Source organism: Pseudomonas sp. Pseusp97 (assembly GCF_047304025.1).
Taxonomy (GTDB): Bacteria; Pseudomonadota; Gammaproteobacteria; order Pseudomonadales; family Pseudomonadaceae; genus Pseudomonas.
This window is the reverse complement of record NZ_JBGLYK010000081.1, coordinates 1-22,759: the sequence shown is the minus strand read 5'-3', so window position 1 is coordinate 22,759 and position 22,759 is coordinate 1. Positions and strand designations below refer to the sequence as shown.

Below are 22,759 nucleotides of genomic sequence, written 5' to 3'. Positions count from 1 at the left end.
ATCCCTGGCCCGACAACGCTCTCGCGACATCCATGTCGCTCAACCCCTGAAACTCCGCTTCAACGAGGCCTCCTGAAAGGGGCCGTTCGGAGTGCGCGGGTGTTTCTCTGGAAGTCTTTGAAGAGCCAGAGCCAGAGCCAGAGCCAGAGCCAGAGCCAGAGCGACGTGCGCGCTGTCATTGGCGGTGAAGGGGGCCAATGAAAAAGCCCCGCATCGCGGGGCTTTTTCATGGGGTGGGCTCAGTACTGGGGCTTGGACTTGAGCTGCGCCTCGGCGGCCTTGGCCAGGTCCGGCGGCAGGAAGTCCTTGTCCGGGTTGTAGTCCGGCTTCAGGTAGGCGCCCAGTGCCTCCAGGTCGCTCGGCGCGAGGGTGCCGGCGGTCTGCTTGAGGCTCAGGTTGTCGAGGATGTAGTCGTAGCGGGTGTTGTTGTAGTCGCGCACCGAGTTGTACAGCGAACGCTGGGCGTCCAGTACGTCGACGATGTTGCGGGTACCCACCTGGTAACCGATCTCGGTGGCTTCCAGCGAGCTCTGGTTGGAGATGATCGCCTGGCGCCGCGCCTTCACCTGTTCCACGTCGGTGTTCACCGCGCGGTGCTGGTTGCGGGCGTCCTGCACCACCTGGCGACGCTGGCTTTCGCGCAGCTGCTCGCTCTGGTTCAGGCGCTGGTAGGCCTCGCGGACCTGCGAGCTGGTCAGCCCGCCGCTGTAGATCGGCACGTTGAGCTGCAGGCCGATGCTGGTCTGGTCGACGTACTTGCCGTAGTGCGGCTCGCCCGGCTGGCCGGTGTTGGCGAAGCCCAGGGCATCGTTGTCGCCCTTCTGGTATTGGGCCACGGCATCGACGGTCGGCAGGTGGCCGGCCTTGCGCTGGCGCAGCGTTTCTTCGGCGGCGTCGACCGCATAGTTGCTGGCCTGCAGACGCAGGTTCTGCTGCACCGAGGTATCCACCCAGGCCTTGGCATCGTTGGGCACCGGCGCCACGACCGGCAGCGAGTGAAGGATGCCCTCGAGGGAGCTGTACTCGCGGTTGGTCAGGGTCACCAGCGCCTGGAAGGCGTCGTCCACCTGCTGCTCGGCCACCAGGCGGTTGGCCCGCGCGGTGTCGTAGCTGGCCTGGGACTCGAGCACGTCGGTCTTGTCGGAGAGGCCGACGTCGAAGCGTTCGTTGGACTGGTCGAGCTGGCGCTTGAACGCCGCTTCCTCGGCCTTGCTGGCGGCCAGGTTGTCCTGGGCGCGGAGCACGCCGAAGTAGCTCTGGGCAGTCTGCAGGATCAGCTGCTGCTGGGTCGCGGAGAATTCCAGCTGGGCCTGTTCGGTGGTGTTTTCCGCGGCCTTGAGCTGGAACCAGCGGTCGGCACGGAACAGCGGCTGGCTCAGGCTCGCCTGCACCAGCTGGGTGTTGCGGTTCAGCGTGGCGCTGGGCTCGTCCAGGGCGGTGCGGGTCGACCCGGTGCTGGCGCCGGCGTTGATCTGCGGCAGCAGGCCGGAGCGCGCCTGGGGCACGGCCTCCTTGCGCGCCAGGTAATCGGCCTGGGCGGCGGCGAGGTCGGCGTTGTTGTCGACGGCATCTTTATAGACGCTGATAAGGTCCGTCTTGGTGGGCAGCGTGGGGGCGGCCGGAGCGGGCTGGGCAGCCCAGGCAAAGCCTGTCGTTGCGGCTACAGCGACAGCCAGAGAGAGTCTGCGCAGCATTCGTTCATCCTGGAAAGTGATGCGAGGTGGAGCAAGGCTACGGTTGCCGCCGGTGGCGGTCAAGGCACGTTCGTACGAGCCTTCCGAGGCAGGAGTGTAGTTGCGTGTAAGCAATTGCGCGTTTCGGCCGGACGGCGTTGGCTAATCCGCGCGCACTTGATTAGACTGCGGGCGTTCTTGTCGGGGTGCCCCATTGCGAGGGGCTGAGATCGGATAGTTCCGGATCCCGTTGAACCTGATCGGGTTAGCACCCGCGTAGGGAACAAGAAGTACGCACCCCGCGGCGCATTCCGCCCCGGCCCCAGCCCCTTCCGGGGTGCGTCCCTTCGCTGCGGCAAGCAGCTCCTCTCGTCCCAGGTTCTCCCCGGCAATCACCCCAGGAGAGCCAGGATGAGCACCCAGAAAAACAACGTCACCCGCCTTGAACAGCTGGACCGCCAGTCGACCCAGCCCTTTCCGAATTCGAAGAAGGTCTACCTGACCGGCTCGCGCCCGGACATCCGCGTTCCCGTGCGGGAGATTTCGCTCGCCGACACACCCACCGCCTTTGGTGGTGAGAAGAATGCCCCGGTGATGGTCTATGACACCTCCGGCCCCTACACCGACCCGGATGTGCGCATCGACCTGCGCAAGGGTCTGCCGGACGTGCGTTCGCGCTGGATCGACGAGCGCGGCGACAGCGAAATCCTCCCCGGCCTGACTTCCGAATTCGGCCGGTCGCGCCTGGCCGACGCCGGCCTCGACGCCCTTCGCTTCGCCCACGTACGCACCCCGCGCCGCGCCAAGGCCGGGAAGAACGTCACGCAGATGCACTACGCGCGCCAGGGCATCATCACGCCGGAGATGGAATACATCGCCATCCGCGAGAACATGAAGCTGCAGGAGGCCCGCGCCGCCGGCCTGCTCGACGCCCAGCATCCGGGCCAGAGCTTCGGCGCGAGCATTCCGAAGGAAATCACCCCCGAGTTCGTCCGCGAGGAAGTGGCCCGCGGCCGCGCGATCATCCCGGCGAACATCAACCACACCGAACTGGAACCGATGATCATCGGCCGCAACTTCCTGGTGAAGATCAACGGCAACATCGGCAACAGCGCGCTGGGTTCCTCCATCGAGGAAGAAGTGGAGAAGCTCACCTGGGGCATCCGCTGGGGCGCCGACACGGTGATGGACCTGTCCACCGGCAAGCACATCCACGAGACCCGCGAGTGGATCCTGCGCAACAGCCCGGTGCCCATCGGCACCGTGCCGATCTACCAGGCGCTGGAGAAGGTGGGCGGCGTCGCCGAGGACCTGACCTGGGAAATCTTCCGCGACACCCTGATCGAACAGGCCGAGCAGGGCGTGGACTACTTCACCATCCACGCCGGCGTGCTGCTGCGCTACGTGCCACTGACCGCCAAGCGCGTCACCGGCATCGTCTCCCGCGGCGGCTCGATCATGGCCAAGTGGTGCCTGGCCCATCACCAGGAGAATTTCCTCTACACCCACTTCGAAGAAATCTGCGAAATCATGAAGGCCTACGACGTCAGCTTCTCGCTGGGCGACGGCCTGCGTCCGGGCTCGGTAGCCGACGCCAACGACGCCGCGCAGTTCGGCGAGCTGGAGACCCTCGGCGAGCTGACCCGCATCGCCTGGAAGCATGACGTCCAGGTGCTGATCGAAGGCCCTGGCCACGTGCCGATGCACCTGATCAAGGAAAACATGGACAAGCAGCTGGAGTGCTGCGACGAGGCGCCGTTCTACACCCTCGGCCCGCTGACCACCGACATCGCGCCGGGCTACGACCACATCACCTCGGGTATCGGCGCGGCGATGATCGGCTGGTTCGGCTGCGCCATGCTCTGCTACGTGACGCCCAAGGAGCACCTGGGCCTGCCGAACAAGGATGATGTGAAGACCGGCATCATCACCTACAAGATCGCCGCGCACGCCGCCGACCTCGCCAAGGGCCACCCCGGCGCGCAGATCCGCGACAACGCACTGTCCAAGGCGCGCTTCGAGTTCCGCTGGGAAGACCAGTTCAACCTGGGGCTGGACCCGGACACCGCGCGGGCCTTCCATGACGAGACCCTGCCCAAGGACTCGGCCAAGGTCGCGCACTTCTGCTCCATGTGCGGGCCGAAGTTCTGCTCCATGAAGATCACCCAGGAGGTCCGCGACTACGCCAAGGAGAACGGCCTCACCGATGAGCAGAAAGCCATCGAGGCCGGCTTCCAGGAGCAGGCCGCGCGCTTCAAGGACGAGGGTTCGGTGATCTACAAGCAGGTGTGATGCATGTGCTCGCTCTCATCGCGAGGGCTGGCAAACCTGTAGGAGCGAGCTTGCTCGCGAACCGCTCAGCAACGGAGTCGCCGGCGAGCAAGGTTCGCGAGCAAGCTCGCTCCTACGAAAAACAAAAAACAACCCAACAATTGAGCCCTGCACCCATCGTGACCACTACCACCATCGACTATTCACCGACTTCTGCCGTGGGCAGCGCCCAGCGCGTGCTCGGCCTGCGCGACGTATTTTCCCTGTGGTTCTCCCTGGGCATCGGCCTGATGGTGCTGCAGACCGGCGCGCTGCTGGCGCCGGGCCTGGGCCTGGCCGGTGCGCTCGGCGCAATCCTGCTCGGCACCCTGGTCGGCGTGCTGCTGCTCGCCAGCGCCGGGGTGATCGGCACCGACACGGGGCTGTCCGCGATGGCCTCGCTCAAGCTCAGCCTGGGCAGCCACGGCGCCGCGCTGCCGGCGCTGCTGAACCTGCTGCAGCTGATCGGTTGGGGCGCCTTCGAGATCATCGTCATGCGCGACGCCGCCAGCCTGCTGGCGAGCCGCGCCTTCGGCGAAGGCAGCCTGTGGACCAACCCGGCGCTCTGGACTTTGCTATTCGGCGCGCTGGCGACCCTGCTGGCGGTTGCCGGCCCGCTCGCCTTCGTGCGCCGCGTGCTGCGTCGCTGGGGCATCTGGCTGTTGCTCGCCGCTTGCATCTGGCTGAGCTTCGACCTGTTCAGGCGCGCCGACCTGGCCGCACTCTGGGCCAAGGCCGGCGACGGTTCGCTGTCCTTCGCCGTGGGCTTCGACATTGCCATCGCCATGCCGCTGTCCTGGCTGCCGCTGATCGCAGACTACTCGCGCTTCGGCAAGCGCGCCGGGCACACCTTCGCCGGCGCGGCGCTGGGCTTCTTCATCGGCTGCTTCTGGCTGATGGGCCTGGGCGTGGCGTACACCCTGGCGTTCGCCCAGGGCAGCGACGCCAATGCGCTGCTGCTGGCACTGGCTGGTGCCGGCATGGGCATCCCGCTGCTGCTGATCCTGCTCGACGAGTCGGAGAAGGCCTTCGCCGATATCCACTCGGCAGCGGTTTCCAGCGGCATCCTGCTGCCGCTGACGGTCGAGCGACTGGCCCTGGCCATCGGCGTGATCTGCACCCTGATCGCCTGGTTCGCGCCGCTGGCGCAGTACCAGAACTTCCTGCTGCTGATCGGCTCGGTGTTTGCCCCGCTGTTCGGCGTGGTGCTGGTCGACCACTTCGTCCTCCGCCGCCGCGCGCCGACCGCGATTGCCCACGGCCTGCGCTGGGGCTCGCTGCTCGCCTGGGGCGGTGGTGTGGTGGTGTATCACCTGCTGGCGAACTACCAGCCGGAGCTGGGCGCGACCCTGCCGGCGCTGGCGGTGGCGGCAGTGCTGCAACTGCTGCTGGGGCGGATTGGGGCGAAGGTGCCGGCTTCGGCGTGATGCGGTTCGGGAGCAAGCTCGCTCCTACAGGCTTGAAGCCGGTGCAACGGCTCTTGTAGGAGCGAGCTTGCTCGCGAACCCGCCCAACGCCGGTCGGCTGATCGCGGACTCCGTCCGCGATTGGCTGCCGGCCGCTGCGATCCCTGCCTACTGTGCGCCGCGCCCCGGGAAGTAGTAGGTCTTCACGATGCCATTCAGGCGCGGATACGGAATCTTCAGCTCCGGGTGCCCGACCGAATGCGGGGCGATGCGGTCGATGTCGTACTTGAGCGTCAGCGCACCGTAGGTCAGCGCGAAATGCTCGGTGGGCTGGAACGGCCAGTCCTTCGAGAAATTCGGGTCCTGCTCGTCCAGCTTGTTCTGCAGGATCCACGCCTGGTGCGCCATGCGCGCCACCTTCCAGAAGTTGTCCTCCTGGCCGGGCAGGAGAATGTCCTGCAGGGCGAGCACCTTGTGGATGCGTCGATCATAATTGATGAACGCGCGGCCGGGCTGGCCGTACTCGCCGCCGGTGAAGCGATAGCTGGACAGCTCGATAATCACCAGACCGTCATGCTGTTCGCGGATCTTGGCCTGCAGGTAGCTGCTCCAGCCGGGCTGGGCCGAATCGAGGAAGCGTTTCTCGTAGACGTCCAGGCTCGCCGGGGGCGCACCGTCGCCCTCGCGGGCCAGTTGCAGCAGTTGCGTGTTGATCGCTTCGTTGAGCGCCGGCTCGTCGTCGAAGCTTACGGTGTCGAGGTTGAACAGCGGGCATTGGTCACCCTGGCAACCCGGCCTGGCATGTTCGAAGGCGGTGTGTTGCGCGGGCAGCGGTTCGTCGAGCGCGGGCTTGAACAGACCCTGGCATGCCCCCAGTGACAGGCTGATGCCGCACAGGGCTGCTAGTTTCAGAAGTCGCATGGGATTCCTTGTCGTGGACGTTCGCCGGCAATGGAGTGGTTCGACCGCCATCGGCGCTGCCGGTTCGGCGGGAGATTATGAACCACTTTGCGAACCACGGCTGCGTGCGACGGTCACAGCCAGTCTGGCCATTCGCCTGCTGGCAAAAGAGGCTGCGCCACCCTCGGCGGCGCGATAGGATGGCGCGAAGTTCAACGTACAGTGAGTAGAACAGGATGTCGGAAACCTTCAAGCCAGGCCCCCAGGACATCGAGATCCAGAAGCGCGAACAGTGCTTCAAGGGCTTCTACAAGGTCGACCGGCTGCACCTGCGCCACCGCCAGTTCGCCGGCGGCATGGGCCCGGTGCTCAAGCGCGAGCTGTTCGTCCGCCACGATGCCGTGTGTGTGCTGCCCTACGATCCGCAGCGCGATGAAGTCGTGCTGATCGAGCAGTTCCGCATCGGCGCCATGGACGCCGGGGTCAATCCCTGGCTCATGGAGCTGGTGGCCGGGCTGATCGACAAGGACGAGGAACCCGAGGAAGTCGCCCGCCGCGAAGCGGTGGAAGAAGCCGGCCTGACCCTCGGCGCGCTCTGGCCGATCGCGCAGTACCTGCCATCGCCCGGCGGCAGCAACGAACTGGTCCACCTGTTCGTCGGCCGCTGCGACAGCAGCAACGCCTCGGGCATCCACGGGCTCGAAGAGGAAGGCGAGGACATCCGCGTCCACGTCATGCCGTTCGAGGAAGCACTGCAGGCCGTGCGTGACGGCCGCATCAACAACGCGGCGAGCATGCTCGCCCTGCAATGGCTGGCGCTCAATCGCGCCGAGGTAAGGGGGTTATGGGTGTGAATCTGCTGCGCGAGCGCTATCGCGTCGACCTGGCGGGGTTGCAGGCGACCTGCGAGGCGAACTACTTGCGCCTGATGCGCCTGTTGCCGGAAATGCGCGAGGCCCAGGTCTCGCGCCGCGTGGCGCTCAGCGAAGGCGAGCGGCTGCTCGGCGTGCTGGCGCTGGACGTGATCGAAGCCTGCCCCTACACCACCGTGCTGCAGGTGCGCCAGGAGCTGGGCCTGCCCTGGCTGCCGGCGCCCCGGCTGGAAGTGCGGGTCTACCACGACGCGCGCATGGCCGAAGTGGTCGGCGCGGAGCAGGCGCGCCGCCTGCTGGCGATCTACCCCTACCCGAACCAGGCGATGCACCAGCCCGACGAGAAGAACCAGCTCAACCAGTTCCTCGGCGAATGGCTGAGCCACTGCCTGTCCTGCGGCCACGAGCTGGAACCGGTGCTGCAACGCTGAAATCGCCATGATGGCCATGCGGCATGATTGCGCCATGCTATCCTGCCCGCCCATCGCAGACTCGTGTCCCTAACTGTGATCTGTGACGCTTTCCCGGTTTGCTCAGGGGGGCGCCTGTCACCATACTTCGTCACGAATTCCCGCACGCCCGCCTCACAGGAGAAGGCGCATTGCCCACCCAGTCCAGCGCTTCCGATTCCGTCCTGGTCGTCCAGCTTTCCGATAGCCACCTGTTCGCGCAGGAGAACGGCCGGCTGCTGGGCATGGACACCGCCGACAGCCTGACGCAGGTCGTGCGCCTGGTGGGTGACGAGCAACCGGCGATCGACCTAGTGCTGGCAACCGGCGATCTCTCTCAGGACGGCTCGGTGGAGTCGTACCAGCGCTTTCGCGCCATCACCGCGCCGATCACCGCGCCGATTCGCTGGTTTCCCGGCAATCACGACGAAATGCAGCCCATGCGCGAAGTCGCCGCCGGTACCGACCTGCTCGACCCGGTGATCGACCTGGGCGCCTGGCGGGTGATCCTGCTGGACTCCACCATTCCTGGCGCGGTGCCGGGGCAGATGAGCGTCGAACAGATCCAGTTGCTCGAACGCGCCATCCAGGCCGCGCCGGACAAGCACCTGCTGATCAGCTTCCATCACCACCCGGTGCCCATCGGCAGCCAGTGGATGGACCGCATCGGCATCTACAACCCGGAACGGCTGTTCGCCGTGCTCGACCGCTACCCGAACGTACGCTGCCTGCTCTGGGGGCATGTGCACCAGGAGATCGACCGCATGCGCGGCGACGTGCGCCTGCTGGCCTCGCCCTCCACCTGCGTGCAGTTCACGCCGGGCAGCGAGGACTTCTGCGTCGACAGCCCCGCGCCCGGCTACCGCTGGTTGCGCCTGCTGCCCGATGGGGGAGTCGAGACCGGCGTATCGCGGGTGACCGATATCGCCTTCGAGGTCGACTACAGCATCAAGGGTTATTGATCGGTCACGCTTCGAACGCCTTGCGACGCTGACCCACTTGCGGCATGCCACTTGCAGCTTGTAGCCTCCCGGCCCATGACCGCATTCCTCTATATCCACGGATTCAACAGTTCCCCCGGCTCGCAGAAGGCGCGCCAGTTCACGGCTGCCATGGAGCGCCTGGGCCTGGCCGACCAGGTGCGCGTGCCCGCGCTGCATCACCATCCGCGCCAGGCCATGGCGCAGCTGGAATCCGCCGTCGCCGAACTGGGCCAGCCGTTGCTGATCGGCAGCTCCCTGGGCGGCTACTACTCGACATACCTGGCCGAGCGCCATGGCCTGAAGGCCGTGCTGATCAACCCGGCCGTGGCGCCGCACCGGCTGTTCGACGGCCAGCTCGGCCCGCAGACCAATTACTACAGCGGCGAGACCTGGGAACTGACCCTGGATCACGTCGCCGCGCTGGCGGAGCTGGAAGTTCCCGCGCCCATCGACGGTTCGCGCTACCAGGTGTGGCTGCAGACCGCCGACGAAACCCTCGACTACCGCGCCGCCGAGCGTTACTACCGGGCTGCTGCGCTGCGCATCGAGTCCGGCGGCGACCACGGCTTCCAGCGCTTCGTCAGCCATCTGCCGGCGCTGCTGGCCTTTGCCGGCGTGCCGTCCAGCCAGTGGCGCGACGTGGATTTTTCCGAATTTGAAGCCATCACCTCTTCGACTGATTAAGCAGGAACCCCATGGCCCAGCAGAACGCCTATAACGCAGACGCCATCGAGGTTCTCTCCGGCCTCGACCCGGTGCGCAAGCGCCCGGGCATGTACACCGACACCACCCGCCCCAACCACCTGGCCCAGGAAGTCATCGACAACAGCGTCGACGAAGCCCTCGCCGGCCACGCCAAGAGCGTGCAGGTGATCCTCCACGAGGACAACTCGCTGGAAGTGATCGACGACGGTCGCGGCATGCCGGTGGACATCCACCCCGAAGAGGGCGTGCCCGGCGTCGAACTGATCCTCACCAAGCTGCATGCCGGCGGCAAGTTCTCCAACAAGAACTACCAGTTCTCCGGCGGCCTGCACGGCGTCGGCATCTCGGTGGTGAACGCGCTGTCGACCACGGTCGAGGTGCGGGTCAAGCGCGACGGCAACGAATACCGCATGACCTTCGCCGACGGCTTCAAGTCCAGCGACCTGGAAGTGATCGGCACTGTCGGCAAGCGCAATACCGGTACCAGCGTGCACTTCTGGCCGGACGCCAAGTACTTCGACTCGCACAAGTTCTCCGTCAGCCGCCTCAAGCACGTGCTCAAGGCCAAGGCCGTGCTCTGCCCGGGCCTGCTGGTGACCTTCGAGGACAAGTCCAGCGGCGAGCGCATCGAGTGGCACTACGAGGACGGCCTGCGTTCCTACCTGGTGGACTCGGTCGCCGAGAACATCCGCCTGCCCGACGAGCCGTTCTGCGGCGCGCTGGCCGGCAACAAGGAAGCGGTGGACTGGGCCCTGCTGTGGCTGCCCGAGGGTGGTGAGTCGCTGCAGGAAAGCTACGTCAACCTGATCCCCACCGCCCAGGGCGGCACCCACGTCAACGGCCTGCGCCAGGGCCTGCTGGATGCCATGCGCGAGTTCTGCGAGTTCCGCAACCTGCTGCCGCGCGGTGTGAAGCTGGCCCCGGAAGACGTCTGGGAGCGCATCGCCTTCGTCCTCTCGATGAAGATGCAGGAGCCGCAGTTCTCCGGCCAGACCAAGGAGCGCCTGTCGTCCCGCGAGGCCGCCGCGTTCGTCTCCGGCGTGGTCAAGGATGCCTTCAGCCTGTGGCTCAACGCCCACCCCGAGCTGGGCCTGCAACTGGCCGAGCTGGCCATCAGCAACGCCGGCCGCCGCCTCAAGGCGGGCAAGAAGGTCGAGCGCAAGAAGATCACCCAGGGCCCGGCATTGCCCGGCAAGCTGGCCGACTGCGCGGGGCAGGATCCGATGCGCGCCGAACTGTTCCTAGTGGAGGGCGACTCCGCCGGCGGCTCGGCCAAGCAGGCGCGCGACAAGGAATTCCAGGCGATCATGCCGCTGCGCGGGAAGATCCTGAACACCTGGGAAGTGGACGGCGGCGAGGTGCTGGCCAGCCAGGAAGTCCACGATATCGCCGTGGCCATCGGCGTCGATCCGGGCGCGGCCGACCTGACCCAGCTGCGCTACGGCAAGATCTGCATCCTCGCCGACGCCGACTCCGACGGCCTGCACATCGCCACCCTGCTGTGCGCATTGTTCGTCCGCCACTTCCGCCCGCTGGTGGAAGCCGGCCACGTCTACGTCGCCATGCCGCCGCTGTTCCGTATCGACCTGGGCAAGGACGTCTTCTATGCCCTGGACGAAGCCGAGCGCGACGGCATCCTCGACCGCCTGGCCGCCGAGAAGCGCCGTGGCAAGCCGCAGGTCACCCGATTCAAGGGCCTGGGCGAGATGAACCCGCCGCAGCTGCGCGAGACCACCATGGACCCGAACACCCGCCGGCTGGTCCAGCTGACGCTGGAAGACGCCGAGGGCACCGTGGAGATCATGGACATGCTGCTGGCCAAGAAGCGCGCCGGCGACCGCAAGTCCTGGCTGGAAACCAAGGGCAACCTGGCGGACATCGCCTGATGCGCTGGTTGCTGGCCTGCTCGGGCGACTGGGCGGCGACGGCGAGGCCGGCGCAAAGGCCCGTGATCAGGCCCGAGCAGGTGCCGAAGGCTGCCGCCGCGGTCGCTGCGCCCACGGCGCCGGCGTCGCTGCAGTTCATCGCGGAACACCCGGTGGAGGGCATGCCCAGCGGCAACCTTTCCGGACTGGCGCTGTGCGGCAACGAGATGTGGGCGGTGTCCGACCGCGACGACGACCGCATCTACCGCCTGCTGATCGACGAGACGCCGGGCAAGACCTGGCAGGCGACCGCCGAGCCGTTCGTGGTGCCGGGCACGCCGGAAAGCGGCCTGTCCTGGGGCACCCGCGCGCGGGTCAGCATCGGCGGCCTGCTGCGCGGTGGCGCCATGGATTTCGAAGGCATCAGCTGCGACCAGGCGGGCAACCGCTATGTGGTCAGCGAGGGCTATGCCGCCGTCCTGCTGCTGCCCGCCGTCGGCGAGCCGAGCTGGCTGCCGTTGCCGCAGAATCTGCTGCGCCAGGCGCGCGCCAGCGGTCTGCTGATGGAGTTCAATGCGCTCTACGAAGGCATCGCCATCAGCGCCGACGGCAAGCAGCTGTGGCTGGCCGCCGAGCGTCAGCGCCGCGGCCTGCTCAAGGTGCACAACGAGAACGGCACCTGGAAGTGCGAGGGCAACTGCGTGATGCTCAGCGAAGGCGGCACCGCGCTGCCGCCACCGGAGCTGGGCGCCGAGCGTGCGTTGCCGATCGATTTCTCCGACCTGGCGCTGTACAAGGACAAGCTGTTCACCCTGGAGCGCCTGGCGCACCAGATCTGCCGCCGCGATGCGAAGACCGGCGCGCAGGAGCTGTGCTGGTCCTTCGCCGCCGGCGCGCTGGCCCCGGAGCGGCGCTACGACCTGCCCTACGGCGTGGCCGAAGCGCTGATCCTCGATGAACAGGGCGCCTGGATCGGCCTGGACAACGGCGAGCACGCCCGCGCCGACGGCGACAGCCGCCCCTATGTGCTGCGCTTCGCGGCGCCGGCCGGCGGCTGGCTCGGTGGCAAATGAACGACGCGGTGCCGGGCAAGCGGATCGGCAGGATCATGATGTTCCTCGCCTGGGGCGCGGGCATCCTGCTGGCCACCCGCTATTTCGGCGCCTGGGAGAACCGTCAGCACAACCCCAATCCGCAGCCGCAGTCGACCCGCGGCGACGGCTACGTGGAAGTGCGGCTGATCGGCAATCGCGCCGGCCACTACGTGGTGGACGGCCGGATCGGCGGCGAGACGGTGACCTTCATGCTCGACACCGGCGCCACCCAGGTGGCCCTGCCGCAGCGCCTGGCCGACCGCCTCGGCCTGCCGCGCGGCTTGCCGGTGACCCTGGACACCGCCAACGGCCGCAGCCAGGGCTGGCGCACGCGCCTGCCCAGCCTGCAGCTTGGCGACATCCGCCTCACCGATGTGCCGGCGCTGATCGCGCCGGGCATGGAAGGCGACGAGGTGCTGCTCGGCATGAGCGCACTCAGACAACTGGATTTCACCCAGCAGGACGGCACCCTGGTGCTGCGCCAGCGATCTACACCGTGAGGCACGCATGAGCGAAACCCTCGATCTGAGTCTGGAGGGCGTGGAGCGTCGGTCACTGGCCGACTTCACCGAACAGGCTTACCTGAACTATTCCATGTACGTGATCATGGACCGCGCCCTGCCGCACATCGGCGACGGCCTCAAGCCCGTACAGCGGCGCATCGTCTACGCCATGAGCGAACTGGGCCTGGATGCCGACGCCAAGCACAAGAAGTCGGCGCGTACCGTCGGCGATGTGCTGGGTAAGTACCATCCCCACGGCGACTCGGCCTGCTACGAAGCCATGGTGCTGATGGCCCAGCCGTTCTCCTACCGCTACCCGCTGGTGGACGGCCAGGGCAACTGGGGCGCGCCGGACGATCCCAAGTCCTTCGCCGCCATGCGTTACACCGAAGCGCGCCTGTCGCGCTACGCCGAGACCCTGCTGTCCGAGCTGGGCCAGGGCACCGCGGACTGGGTGCCGAACTTCGACGGAACGATGGACGAGCCGGCCGTGCTGCCCGCGCGGCTGCCCAACCTGTTGCTCAACGGCACCACCGGCATCGCCGTGGGCATGGCCACCGACATTCCGCCGCACAACCTGCGCGAGGTGGCCGCCGCCTGCATCCGCCTGCTGGATGAGCCGCAAGCGACCGTCGCCGACCTGATCGAACATGTCCCGGGCCCGGACTTCCCCACCGAGGCGGAAATCATCACCCCGCGCGCCGACCTGCAGAAGATCTACGAAACCGGCCGTGGCTCGGTGCGCATGCGCGCCGTGTACCGCGTCGAGGACGGCGACATCGTGGTCACCGCGCTGCCGCACCAGGTTTCCGGGGCCAAGGTGCTGGAGCAGATCGCCGGGCAAATGCAGGCCAAGAAGCTGCCGATGGTGGCCGACCTGCGCGACGAGTCGGACCACGAGAACCCGACCCGCATCGTCATCATCCCGCGCTCCAACCGCGTAGATGCCGAAGAGCTGATGACCCACCTGTTCGCCACCACCGACCTGGAAAGCTCGTACCGGGTGAACATGAACGTCATCGGCCTGGACGGCAAACCCCAGGTCAAGGACCTGCGCCAGGTGCTCAGCGAGTGGCTGACCTACCGCACCGACACCGTGCGCCGCCGCCTGCAGTTCCGCCTGGACAAGGTCGAGCGCCGCCTGCACCTGTTGGAAGGCTTGCTGGTTGCCTTCCTCAACCTCGACGAAGTCATCCACATCATCCGCACCGAGGACCAGCCCAAGCCGGTCCTGATGCAGCGCTTCGAGCTCTCCGAGCTGCAGGCCGACTACATCCTCGATACCCGCCTGCGTCAGCTGGCGCGCCTGGAAGAGATGAAGATCCGCGGCGAGCAGGATGAGCTGGCCAAGGAGCGCGCCAAACTGCTGGCGATCCTGGGTTCCAACGCCAAGCTGCGCAAGCTGGTGCGCGACGAGCTGCTCGCCGACGCCGAGACCTACGGCGACGACCGCCGCTCGCCCATCGTTGCCCGTGCCGAGGCGCGCGCCCTGTCGGAAACCGAGCTGATGCCGACCGAGCCGGTGACCGTGGTGCTGTCGGAGAAAGGCTGGGTGCGCTGCGCCAAGGGCCACGACATCGATGCCACCGGCCTGTCGTACAAGGCTGGCGATGGCTTCAAGGCGTCCGCTCCGGGACGCTCGAACCAGTACGCGGTATTCATCGACTCCACGGGGCGCAGCTACTCGCTGGCCGCCCACAGCCTGCCCTCCGCGCGCGGCCAGGGCGAGCCGCTCACCGGGCGCCTGACGCCACCGCCGGGCGCGTCCTTCGATCGCGTGCTGCTGCCGGAGGATAATGCCCTGTATGTACTGGCCTCGGATGCCGGTTATGGCTTCGTCGCCAAGGGCGAGGACATGCAGGCCAAGAACAAGGCCGGCAAGGCGCTGCTCAGTCTGCCCAACGGCGCGCAGGTCATGGCGCCGCGGCCGGTAGATGATTTGGAACAGGACTGGATCGCCGCAGTCACTACCGAAGGCCGCCTGCTGTTGTTCAAGGTCTCCGACCTTCCGCAGCTGGCCAAGGGCAAGGGCAACAAGATCATCAGCGTGCCGGGCGACCGTGTCGCGAGCCGCGAAGAGTACCTGACCGACCTGGCGGTTCTGCCGTCGGGCGCGACCCTGGTACTGCAGGCAGGCAAGCGCACGCTCTCCCTCAAGGGTGACGACCTGGAGCACTACAAGGGCGAAAGGGGCCGCCGGGGCAATAAACTGCCGCGCGGTTTCCAGCGAGTGGATGCCTTGCTGGTAGAATCGCTGTCTCAGGATTGAAACGCGGTTCGATACATTCTGCCTCTGGAGCTGAGGCGCCGGTTAAGGGATGATACGTCCCTTTGGCTACCGGCGCCTTGGCGCGTTGCCTGAAGTTATAGTGAACTTGTTGGAAGTAGCGCCGAAATTCGGCGAATGACGGTGATCCAGATGAGCGCAAGGCGCGTCTTGGCCTTTCTTTCCCTCGTCAGCCTTCTCGGGCTGACGGGATGCACAGTGAATCGACCGACCCAGCTGTACCAGCTGGATGCCGGCGCGGTTCCTGTTCCGACCCGTGACAACGGTGTCGCAGTCCTGCTCGGTCCGGTGTCCCTGGCCGACTACCTGAAGCGCGAGACCATGGTCCAGCGTCAGGCCGACGGTATCCTCAACCTGTCGACCGAGGCCCGCTGGGCCGGCAACCTGGAAACCAACGTCAGCCAGCAGCTGATGCGCCTGCTCTCCGGTGAGCTGGACAGCACCCGCCTGGCCCTGTTCCCGGAAAAGCCCGGTTTCACCCCGCAGGTGCAGGTCATGCTGACCATCAGCCGCCTGGACTCCGGCCCGAAGGAGCCGGCGGTGCTGGAGGCCCGTTGGCGTCTGCTCGACCAGAAGGGCGAACTGCGCGACAGCCGCGTCTTCCGCGAGGAAGAGGCGCATTCGGGCAGCGTGCAGGATCAGGTGCGCGCCCAGGGCGACCTGCTGCGCAAGCTCTCCGTGCAGTTGGCCCGTGACGTGCGACCGGTCGCCGCGGCGGTTGCCGAGCAGCAGGCCGCTCCGCCGCGCAAACCGACGGTGGCGAACACCGAGCAGGTTGCCAAGCCCAAGGAAGAAGGCCCGAAAATTCCGCTGGTGGTGCCGATCCGCACCGATGTCGAGGTTTACCGCTTCTAAGCGCCTCGGCGATCTACCGATTCCTTCGCGGCCCGCAAGGCATGGCTTTGCGGGCCGTTTTACATCGGTCGTGGCCAGTTTTGACATCTTCTTGACGGCCTCCGTGGTATCTACAGGCGCTTGTGCAGGCTATTGGCGTCCGGACGTTTCCGGGCGGACCCTGCGAGAGACTCGCGCGTGTCTTCACTCCCCCCCATTCCCGGTGTTCAGGCGGATTCCGCCCTGAGTCGTCAGACGCTTTGCGTGATGCTGGCGGCCCTGCTGCTGTTCCTGCTCGGTGTGCAGGGCGATGCCTTCGTCGGCTTCGACTCGCGCTTCGTCCTCTTTGCCCGCGAGATGCTGCGCCATGGCCCGGGCTGGTTCCCGACCACCTATGGCGCGCCCTATCCGGACTACCCGGCGTCCTCGACCTTCCTGACCTACCTGCTGTCGCTGCCTCTGGGAAGGGTCACCGAACTGACCGCCTGGCTGCCCACTGCACTGGCCGGGGCGATCTGCACCGGCGTGGTCTATCGGCTGGTCGCGCCTTTCTCGCGCACCTGGGCGCTGATCAGCGTGGCGATGCTGCTGCTGACCGCTACCTTCGTCAGCGAGACGCGCGCGGTTTCCCTGGATCTGATGGTTGCTGCGGTGGGGCTGCTGGCCTTCTACGTCGCTTTCCACGCCCATCGACATGGCGTGCCGGGCCTGTTGCTGCGGCTGCTGCCGCTGTTGCTGGCGGGCTTTGCCCTGCGCGGCCCGCTTGGGCTGGTAGTGCCGGCTGGAATGGTCTGCAGCCAGTTGCTGCTGGATCGCCGCTGGAAACCCCTGTTCGCCTTTTCTGCCAGCGCGCTGGGGTTGCTCATCCTCTGCGTGCTCGCGCTGATCGCGCTGGCGCGCGCTGCTGGCGGCGAGGTTTTCGTCCAGGACGTCCTGCGCATGCAGGTGATCGGCCGCCTGGACGGCTCTGCCGGTTCCAGCGATGCGCTGTACTACTTCCGCAGTTCGCTGGGCAATTACGCGCTGGCGTTCCCGCTGGCGCTGCCGGCGATTGCGCTGCTCTGGCAGCGGCGCCGCGAGCCTGCTTTCCGCCTGGTAGCGGGCTGCGCCCTGGCGGCGCTGGTGGTCATGGCCGGCCTGTCGGTGCCGCAAGCGAAGAAGGCCCGTTACATCATCGCGCTGGCACCGCTGGCGGCCATCGTCGCGGGCTACCCCTTCATGGTCGCGGGCAGTCGGTTGGCGCAGGTGCTGCGCGGCTTGCTGCGCGTGCTGTGGCTGATCCTGCCCGGGTTGCTGCTGGCCGGCCTGTGGTTGGCCTGGAAGCGTTACCCGCAGGAGCTCGCCGCGCTGGGCTGGCGCCTGCCGGCCTGCATTGTTGCGCTCGCCGCGCTGCTGGCTTTCGGGGCGTTGCGCTGGCGGCGTCCGGCGGCACTGGCGCTCGGTGCTGCGCTGGCGCTGTGGGCCAGCTATATCCTGGTCTTCGAGCCGGTTGAGCATCGCCTGTATGACAGCCAGGCGTTCTCCCGCGAGCTGGCCCGCCAGCTCGACGCGCAGCCTGCGTCCCTCGCGTTGTACGGCATGGCGCCGGATGCGCGGGCGATCAAGCTGATGGTCAACCTCGACCGCGACCTGCAGCCGCTGTTCCTCGACCGTCCGGAACAGGTCGCAGCGCAGAGCGGGCCGTTCTACCTGATGATCCAGGCGCGCGATGCGGAGCGTATCGCCGCCGCCCTCCCGGCGGCTTCGCAGCAGCTGTTCGAAGGCCGTTTCGACAATGACACCTACCGCCTGCTGCGCCTCCCCGGAGTGGGCTCCAACCCGTTATGAAAGCACTGACTTCCCTGCTGGCCTGCTGCCTGCTGCTGGGCGGCTGCGGCGATTCCGATACCCAGGATGTGGTCGAGCGGGACCAGGCGTTCTTCCGCCAGCACCCGCTTCCTCCGCTGCAGATCGTTTCCGGTGGCGGCAGCTTCGTGTTGCCCTTGCTGCCGGACACCCAGTTCTACGCCGAGAACAACCACCGCAAGCGCCACCTGTTCCGCAGCGAGCAGCGCTTCCCCGACCTGCCGTACCAACCGGCGCTGGCCTTCTTCGCGCAGACCTTCTGGCTGGCCAAGCACGCCGAGGTGTTGCAGGTTCCGTTGGTGGTGCACCTGGGCGATGTGGTGGAAAACGCCGGCGTCGCCACCCAGTGGCAGACCGCCAGCGGCGCCATGCGTACGCTGGAGGAGCGCGGCGTGCCATACAGCATCGCCACGGGTGAGCGCGACGTGCACGAGGAGGCCAGCACGGATGATCGTCGCTCCTTCCTCGATCGCTTCTCCGATCACTTCGGTCCCGAGCGCGCCGCGTGGCAGAGCACCTACGTGGGCAGCGATCCCAAGGGTCTGAGCCAGGTGCATCTGTTCCAGCGCTACGGTCAGTCGTTCCTGCTGCTGGCGCTGGATTGGAATCCCTCGGACGCCACCCTGGTCTGGGCGCAGAGCGTCCTCGACCAGCACCCGCACGTGCCTGTCATCCTCGCTTCCCACAGCATCCTGCGGCGCAATCCCAGCGGCATTGCGGAGTTGTCCCGCGAGGACAACGCCAGCGGCGAGTTGCTCTGGGATCGCCTGATCCGTCGCAACGACCAGATTTTCCTCACCCTCAACGCCCACGCCGACGGCGCCGTGCACACGCGGATGCTCAACGACCTGGGGCACAGCGTGGACATGGTGATGGTCGACTACCAGCACCAGTACCTGGGCGGCAACGGCCTGCTGCAGCTGCTCGAGCTGGATCTGCGGCGCAACCGCATTGCCGGGTTGGCCCTGTCGCCCTGGGTGCTGTGGAAGCGCCAGGTCTACCCGCAGGCCTACAGGCCCTGCGAGTCGCCCCAGGCGCTGCGCGATTGCGACCAACTGATGCCGGAGGATTCGCCGGGCTGGGACAACCGCTTCCAGGTCGAACTGGACTACCAGGCGCGGTTCGGCAGTTTCCAGGGCTATAGCGCCCAGTTGCCGCAACAGGGCGGGCAGGCTTCGTTGCTGGACCAGCTCCAGGCGCAGCTCGGCAAGCGCTGAGTCAGTCGTCGCGGCGTGAGTCGCTGCGCCAGAGCAGGCGGCGCGCGCCAATGCCGAGCAGTGCCAGGGCGAGGCAGGGCAGCCAGACCCAGCGCGCCTCGGAGAGCAAAACCTCCAGTCCACGCGGGCTGAGGAAGCGCGACAGGCCGATGGGCGAGACCTCGATGGGGTGCAGTGGCAGGAAGTAGCGCTGGTCGCTCCACGGCCAGAACCAGGCCACGCCCAATCCGCCGTCGGTCATTGCATCCAGTGCGCTGTGGGAAGCGGTCGCCAGGCCGATCCACAGGCCGGCTTTCAATGGCCCGCTGCCCGGCAGGCGGCAGCAAAGCGCCCCGAGCACGCCCATGCACGCCGCGAACAGCAAGGAATGGCTGAAGCCGCGATGGCCGAATGCATCGTGGTAGGCGATGCCCAGCTTGAAGGCGACCACGTCGAGGTCGGGCAGGCACGCGGCAAGCATGCCCGCCAGCAGCAGGCGCGGCGGAATGAAACGCGAGCCGAGAGCCAGGCCCACGGCGAGCGCGGGCAGGGGATGGGTGATCAGGGTAGTCATGGAATCCGTTCCACGAGTGGCCGGGCGGCCCCCTCTCTTCTATCGGGGGTCAGGTGGTGCGCAGGGCGCGCATGCGCGAGAGCTGGCGCTCCAGCATGGACGGGTAGGGTTCCTTCAGCCATTCCACGCAGCAGGCGTTTTCCGGGCTGGCGATGGGGCGGATACGTGCCCGCTCGCGGACCTGCTCGTCGTCGCCAATGGATTTCTCCACCAGCAACAGGTTGCGGCTGTGCTGGCTGAGCGCCAGGGCGTCCTGGGCGGCGGAGTCCTGCAGCAGATCGACCTGCTCCAGGTCGGCGATGTCTTCACCCAGCACCAGGCCCAATTGCAGTTGCAGGGTGATGCCGCTGTCGGCCACTTCGATCTGCAAGGCATGGCCCAGGGCGCGCATCAGCTCGCCGCAGCACAGCGCGTTGGTGAGGAACTCCTCGTCCTGGTCGCGGCTGTGGAAAAGGATCAGGCTGCCGCCATCGCTGAGGGTGTAGAGCGTGCCCTTGTACAGGCGCGCGGCCTGCTCCAGGCAGTCGCGGTAGCGCTGCAGCAGGTCGACCAGGCGCGCGCGCGGCAGGCGGCGCAGCTGTTCCTGGGCGCCCAGTTGCACGGCCAGCACGGCGCTGGGGCCGGCGGAAACGGGCTGCGGTTCGGCTTCGGGCTCTTCTTCGACGCCGATTTCGTCTTCGGCTTTCGCTTCCACCGCTGACTCGAACTCTTCCTCGGGGAAGTCCTCGTCCGCGTCGGGCTTGCGGCGCGCAGCAGGGGCGAGCAGTTCTTCGTCGGAGAAGATGTTTTCGTCGAATTCGTGCTCGTCAGTGCCATCTGCCGCTTCCAGCGACGGCTCCCTGGCGGCGGACTTGCCCGCCTTGGCCGGTGCTTTCGGGCGCGGCGCCGCAGCGCTGACCACCGGCTCCGGGGCTGGCGGCTTTTCCGGCACCAGGCGTGCTTGCAGCTGGCGGGCGAGGTCGCCGATCTCGTTCTGCAGCCCGGCGCCCGGAGCGGGATCGTCCGGGTCGCGCAGCCAGACACGGAGCTGCAGCAACGGTGTGGAAATCTGCCGACCCAGGCGCAGGCCGAAGGTCAGGGTGAGCAGCAGCAGGATCAGGCTGATCAGCCCCATGCTCTGCAGGCTGACGGTCATCGGCTGCTCGAACTGGTGCATGTCGAGGCTGATGCGCAGGTGGCCGGCGATCACTTCCTGGAAGGTGATGGGCGTGGAGTACAGCCCTTCGGCGTCGCCCAGCAGGCCCTGCTTGGGCCGCGTGCCGGACTCCGCGAGGATGCGGTTGTCCACGCTGTAGATGGCCGCGTGGGCGACCAGCGGGTTCTTCGTCAGGTTGTTGAGCAGCACATTGAGGCTGAGGAGGTCGTTGGACACCAGCAGCTCGGTGGCAGACTGCGCGGTCTGCGTCGTCAGGCTCTGGCCGAGGGCGTCGGCCTGCTGCTGCATGGCCTGCTTGAACTGCATGCCCATCACCCAGGCGTAGATCACCAGGGCGGCGGCCACCAGCAACAGGCCGTGGATGGCGATGCGCAGGGCAATCGGCACGCGGCGCTGGCGCAGGGCGTGGAAGAGCAGCAGGAAGAAATTGTCGGGCTTGACGGAGGTGGGCCGGGTCACAGCGGGCTCGGTCTTCTCTAGGGCAGATGCCGGGCAGTATAACGAGGCCCCACCGGGGGGCAAAGCGCCGCGGGCGCTGTCAAGGCGGCGAAAGTCGGCGTGCCGCGGTGATCCTGCGTGCATTCCGATCGGCGGCGGCGCCTGCCGGGCGGGCGAGCGGAGCATCCGCGCGCATGGAAAGCAGGTAGAATGTCGGCCTTTTTTCCATGGCGGAGACAGCGCCTTGCGCGAGATCGTCCTGATCAACATCACCGGGGAAGACCGCCCCGGCCTCACCGCGGCCATTACCGGCGTCCTGGCGCAGGGTGGCGTGAACATCCTCGACATCGGCCAGGCGGTGATCCACGACACCCTGTCCTTTGGCATCCTGGTGGAGATCCCGGGCACCGAGCGGGCCTCGTCGGTGCTCAAGGACGTGTTGTTCACGGCCTACAAGCTCGACCAGCAGGTGCGCTTCACACCGGTGTCCGAAGACGATTACCGGCAGTGGGTCGGTGGCCAGGGCAAGCCCCGCCACATCGTGACCCTGCTGACTCGCCGGGTGACCGCCGAGCAGCTGCAGCGGGTCAGTTCGATCACTGCCAAGTACGGCCTGAACATCGATCAGATCGACCGCCTGTCCGGGCGCATGCCGCTGGATACGCCGGCTGACCAGGGCAAGGGCTGCATCGAGTTCTCCGTGCGCGGTGAGCCTGCCGATCCGGCGGCGCTGCGCGCCGAATTCCTCAGCGTTGCCCAGGAGCTGAACGTCGACATCGCCTTCCAGCAGGACTCGGTGTTCCGCCGCAACCGGCGCCTGGCGGTGTTCGACATGGACTCGACGCTGATCGAGGCCGAAGTGATCGACGAACTGGCCAAGGCGGCCGGCGTCGGCGAGCAGGTCTCCGAGATCACCGAGCGCGCCATGCGTGGCGAGCTGGATTTCCGCGCCAGCTTCAAGGAACGCCTGGCATTGCTTCAGGGCCTGTCCGAGGACGTGCTGGAAGAGATCGGCGCCTCGCTGCGCCTCACCGAAGGCGCCGAAACCCTGTTCGCCGAACTCAAGCGCCTGGGCTACAAGACTGCCATCCTCTCCGGCGGCTTCAGTTACTTCGCCAAGCAGCTGCAGGCGAAGCTGGGCATCGACTACGTGTTCGCCAACGAACTGCAGATCGTCGACGGCAAGCTGACCGGCGTGGCCATCGAGCCCATCGTCGACGCTCAGCGCAAGGCCGACCTGCTGCGCGAACTGGCGGCGAAGGAAGGTCTGCAGCTGGAGCAGACGATTGCCGTGGGCGACGGCGCCAACGACTTGCCGATGCTGGGGCTGGCCGGGCTGGGCGTGGCTTTCCGCGCCAAGCCGTTGGTCAAGCAGTCGGCCAAGCAGGCGATCTCCACCCTGGGGCTTGACGGCATCCTGTATCTGCTCGGCTTCCGGGACCGCGAAGGGGCCTGACGAGCGTTGTTCGCTGCTGACATGAAAAAGCCGTCCCTTGGGGCGGCTTTTTCATGTCAGCAGGCTGGCTCTTCGTAGGAGCGGGGGTTGGGGGGGGGAGGCCCCCGGGGGGGGGGGTTGGGGGGGCGGGGGGGGGGGCAGGGGGGGGGGTGGGGGGGGGGGGGGGAATGTGTTGGGGGGGCGGGGGGGGGGGCGGGGGGGGGGGGGGCGGGG

Annotated in this window: 18 protein-coding genes and 1 riboswitch; of the genes, 14 read left to right on the top strand and 4 right to left on the bottom strand. The window is 67.1% G+C overall.

Features of this window, described 5'->3' with window-relative positions; translation table 11 throughout:
- Nucleotides 1-239: 239 nt before the first annotated feature.
- Nucleotides 240-1,694 (bottom strand): TolC family outer membrane protein, encoded by a 1,455-nt coding sequence (locus ACCC94_RS15255; protein WP_413350340.1) that lies wholly within the window; start codon nt 1,692-1,694, stop codon nt 240-242.
- Between the two features lie 171 nt (nt 1,695-1,865).
- Nucleotides 1,866-1,973: riboswitch (TPP riboswitch) on the top strand.
- Between the two features lie 111 nt (nt 1,974-2,084).
- On the opposite strand from ACCC94_RS15255, the gene thiC reads away from it, so the two are divergent.
- Complete coding sequence (gene thiC / locus ACCC94_RS15250; RefSeq protein ID WP_413350339.1) at nt 2,085-3,965, top strand: phosphomethylpyrimidine synthase ThiC; 1,881 nt, start codon at nt 2,085-2,087, stop codon at nt 3,963-3,965.
- A 158-nt stretch (nt 3,966-4,123) separates the two neighbouring features.
- On the top strand, nt 4,124-5,410 hold the full coding sequence (gene cytX, locus ACCC94_RS15245) for a putative hydroxymethylpyrimidine transporter CytX (protein ID WP_413350338.1): 1,287 nt from the start codon (nt 4,124-4,126) through the stop codon (nt 5,408-5,410).
- A 147-nt stretch (nt 5,411-5,557) separates the two neighbouring features.
- Here the strand turns inward: cytX and ACCC94_RS15240 are convergent, their stop codons facing one another.
- A complete protein-coding gene (locus ACCC94_RS15240; protein WP_413350337.1) occupies nt 5,558-6,310 on the bottom strand; it encodes an RsiV family protein in 753 nt (250 codons plus the stop codon).
- A 215-nt stretch (nt 6,311-6,525) separates the two neighbouring features.
- Here ACCC94_RS15240 and ACCC94_RS15235 point away from each other — a divergent pair, with 215 nt between their 5' ends.
- The 11 genes from ACCC94_RS15235 (at nt 6,526) to ACCC94_RS15185 (ending at nt 18,943) form a co-directional block, all read left to right on the top strand.
- Nucleotides 6,526-7,143 carry an NUDIX domain-containing protein gene (locus tag ACCC94_RS15235; RefSeq protein ID WP_253445930.1) on the top strand — a complete coding sequence of 206 codons (618 nt, stop codon included), beginning with the start codon at nt 6,526-6,528 and terminating at the stop codon, nt 7,141-7,143.
- Nucleotides 7,134-7,592, top strand: coding sequence for a DUF1249 domain-containing protein (locus tag ACCC94_RS15230; RefSeq protein WP_017520422.1), 459 nt, complete (start codon nt 7,134-7,136; stop codon nt 7,590-7,592). Before ACCC94_RS15235 ends, ACCC94_RS15230 begins: the two co-directional genes overlap by 10 nt.
- Before the next feature lie 170 nt (nt 7,593-7,762).
- A complete protein-coding gene (cpdA, locus tag ACCC94_RS15225; RefSeq protein WP_413350336.1) occupies nt 7,763-8,572 on the top strand; it encodes a 3',5'-cyclic-AMP phosphodiesterase in 810 nt (269 codons plus the stop codon).
- Nucleotides 8,573-8,647: 75 nt separating this feature from the next.
- Nucleotides 8,648-9,277 carry a YqiA/YcfP family alpha/beta fold hydrolase gene (locus ACCC94_RS15220; protein ID WP_413350335.1) on the top strand — a complete coding sequence of 210 codons (630 nt, stop codon included), beginning with the start codon at nt 8,648-8,650 and terminating at the stop codon, nt 9,275-9,277.
- An 11-nt stretch (nt 9,278-9,288) separates the two neighbouring features.
- The gene (gene parE, locus ACCC94_RS15215) at nt 9,289-11,184 is read left to right on the top strand and encodes a DNA topoisomerase IV subunit B (protein WP_413350334.1); all 1,896 of its coding nucleotides are present in this window, start codon (nt 9,289-9,291) and stop codon (nt 11,182-11,184) included.
- Entirely contained in the window at nt 11,184-12,236 is a 1,053-nt protein-coding gene (locus ACCC94_RS15210) for an esterase-like activity of phytase family protein (protein ID WP_413350333.1), read from the top strand. The genes parE and ACCC94_RS15210 overlap by 1 nt, the downstream gene beginning before the upstream one ends.
- Entirely contained in the window at nt 12,233-12,757 is a 525-nt protein-coding gene (locus ACCC94_RS15205; protein ID WP_413350332.1) for a TIGR02281 family clan AA aspartic protease, read from the top strand. Before ACCC94_RS15210 ends, ACCC94_RS15205 begins: the two co-directional genes overlap by 4 nt.
- A gap of 7 nt (nt 12,758-12,764) precedes the next feature.
- On the top strand, nt 12,765-15,029 hold the full coding sequence (parC, locus tag ACCC94_RS15200; RefSeq protein WP_413350331.1) for a DNA topoisomerase IV subunit A: 2,265 nt from the start codon (nt 12,765-12,767) through the stop codon (nt 15,027-15,029).
- A gap of 150 nt (nt 15,030-15,179) precedes the next feature.
- Nucleotides 15,180-15,902: a membrane integrity-associated transporter subunit PqiC gene (locus ACCC94_RS15195; RefSeq protein WP_413350330.1), complete on the top strand. Its 723-nt coding sequence runs from the start codon at nt 15,180-15,182 to the stop codon at nt 15,900-15,902.
- Between the two features lie 246 nt (nt 15,903-16,148).
- Nucleotides 16,149-17,708 (top strand): ArnT family glycosyltransferase, encoded by a 1,560-nt coding sequence (locus tag ACCC94_RS15190; RefSeq protein WP_413350341.1) that lies wholly within the window; start codon nt 16,149-16,151, stop codon nt 17,706-17,708.
- Nucleotides 17,705-18,943, top strand: a complete 1,239-nt coding sequence (locus tag ACCC94_RS15185; RefSeq protein ID WP_413350329.1) for a calcineurin — start codon at nt 17,705-17,707, stop codon at nt 18,941-18,943. The genes ACCC94_RS15190 and ACCC94_RS15185 overlap by 4 nt, the downstream gene beginning before the upstream one ends.
- A 1-nt stretch (nt 18,944) precedes the next feature.
- On the opposite strand, the gene ACCC94_RS15180 is transcribed toward ACCC94_RS15185, so the two are convergent.
- Complete coding sequence (locus ACCC94_RS15180; RefSeq protein ID WP_413350328.1) at nt 18,945-19,496, bottom strand: metal-dependent hydrolase; 552 nt, start codon at nt 19,494-19,496, stop codon at nt 18,945-18,947.
- A gap of 49 nt (nt 19,497-19,545) precedes the next feature.
- Entirely contained in the window at nt 19,546-21,111 is a 1,566-nt protein-coding gene (locus ACCC94_RS15175; protein ID WP_413350327.1) for an AhpA/YtjB family protein, read from the bottom strand.
- A gap of 223 nt (nt 21,112-21,334) precedes the next feature.
- Here ACCC94_RS15175 and serB point away from each other — a divergent pair, with 223 nt between their 5' ends.
- The gene (gene serB / locus ACCC94_RS15170) at nt 21,335-22,546 is read left to right on the top strand and encodes a phosphoserine phosphatase SerB (protein WP_413350326.1); all 1,212 of its coding nucleotides are present in this window, start codon (nt 21,335-21,337) and stop codon (nt 22,544-22,546) included.
- Nucleotides 22,547-22,759: the final 213 nt, after the last annotated feature.

Coding starts and splice junctions, on each gene's coding strand:
- ACCC94_RS15255 (WP_413350340.1), bottom strand. CDS start 1,694: ATGCTGCGCAGACTCTCTCTGGCTGTCGCTGTAGCCGCAACGACAGGC.
- thiC (WP_413350339.1), top strand. CDS start 2,085: ATGAGCACCCAGAAAAACAACGTCACCCGCCTTGAACAGCTGGACCGC.
- ACCC94_RS15240 (WP_413350337.1), bottom strand. CDS start 6,310: ATGCGACTTCTGAAACTAGCAGCCCTGTGCGGCATCAGCCTGTCACTG.
- ACCC94_RS15235 (WP_253445930.1), top strand. CDS start 6,526: ATGTCGGAAACCTTCAAGCCAGGCCCCCAGGACATCGAGATCCAGAAG.
- ACCC94_RS15230 (WP_017520422.1), top strand. CDS start 7,134: ATGGGTGTGAATCTGCTGCGCGAGCGCTATCGCGTCGACCTGGCGGGG.
- ACCC94_RS15220 (WP_413350335.1), top strand. CDS start 8,648: ATGACCGCATTCCTCTATATCCACGGATTCAACAGTTCCCCCGGCTCG.
- parE (WP_413350334.1), top strand. CDS start 9,289: ATGGCCCAGCAGAACGCCTATAACGCAGACGCCATCGAGGTTCTCTCC.
- ACCC94_RS15210 (WP_413350333.1), top strand. CDS start 11,184: ATGCGCTGGTTGCTGGCCTGCTCGGGCGACTGGGCGGCGACGGCGAGG.
- ACCC94_RS15205 (WP_413350332.1), top strand. CDS start 12,233: ATGAACGACGCGGTGCCGGGCAAGCGGATCGGCAGGATCATGATGTTC.
- parC (WP_413350331.1), top strand. CDS start 12,765: ATGAGCGAAACCCTCGATCTGAGTCTGGAGGGCGTGGAGCGTCGGTCA.
- ACCC94_RS15195 (WP_413350330.1), top strand. CDS start 15,180: ATGAGCGCAAGGCGCGTCTTGGCCTTTCTTTCCCTCGTCAGCCTTCTC.
- ACCC94_RS15190 (WP_413350341.1), top strand. CDS start 16,149: ATGCTGGCGGCCCTGCTGCTGTTCCTGCTCGGTGTGCAGGGCGATGCC.
- ACCC94_RS15185 (WP_413350329.1), top strand. CDS start 17,705: ATGAAAGCACTGACTTCCCTGCTGGCCTGCTGCCTGCTGCTGGGCGGC.
- ACCC94_RS15180 (WP_413350328.1), bottom strand. CDS start 19,496: ATGACTACCCTGATCACCCATCCCCTGCCCGCGCTCGCCGTGGGCCTG.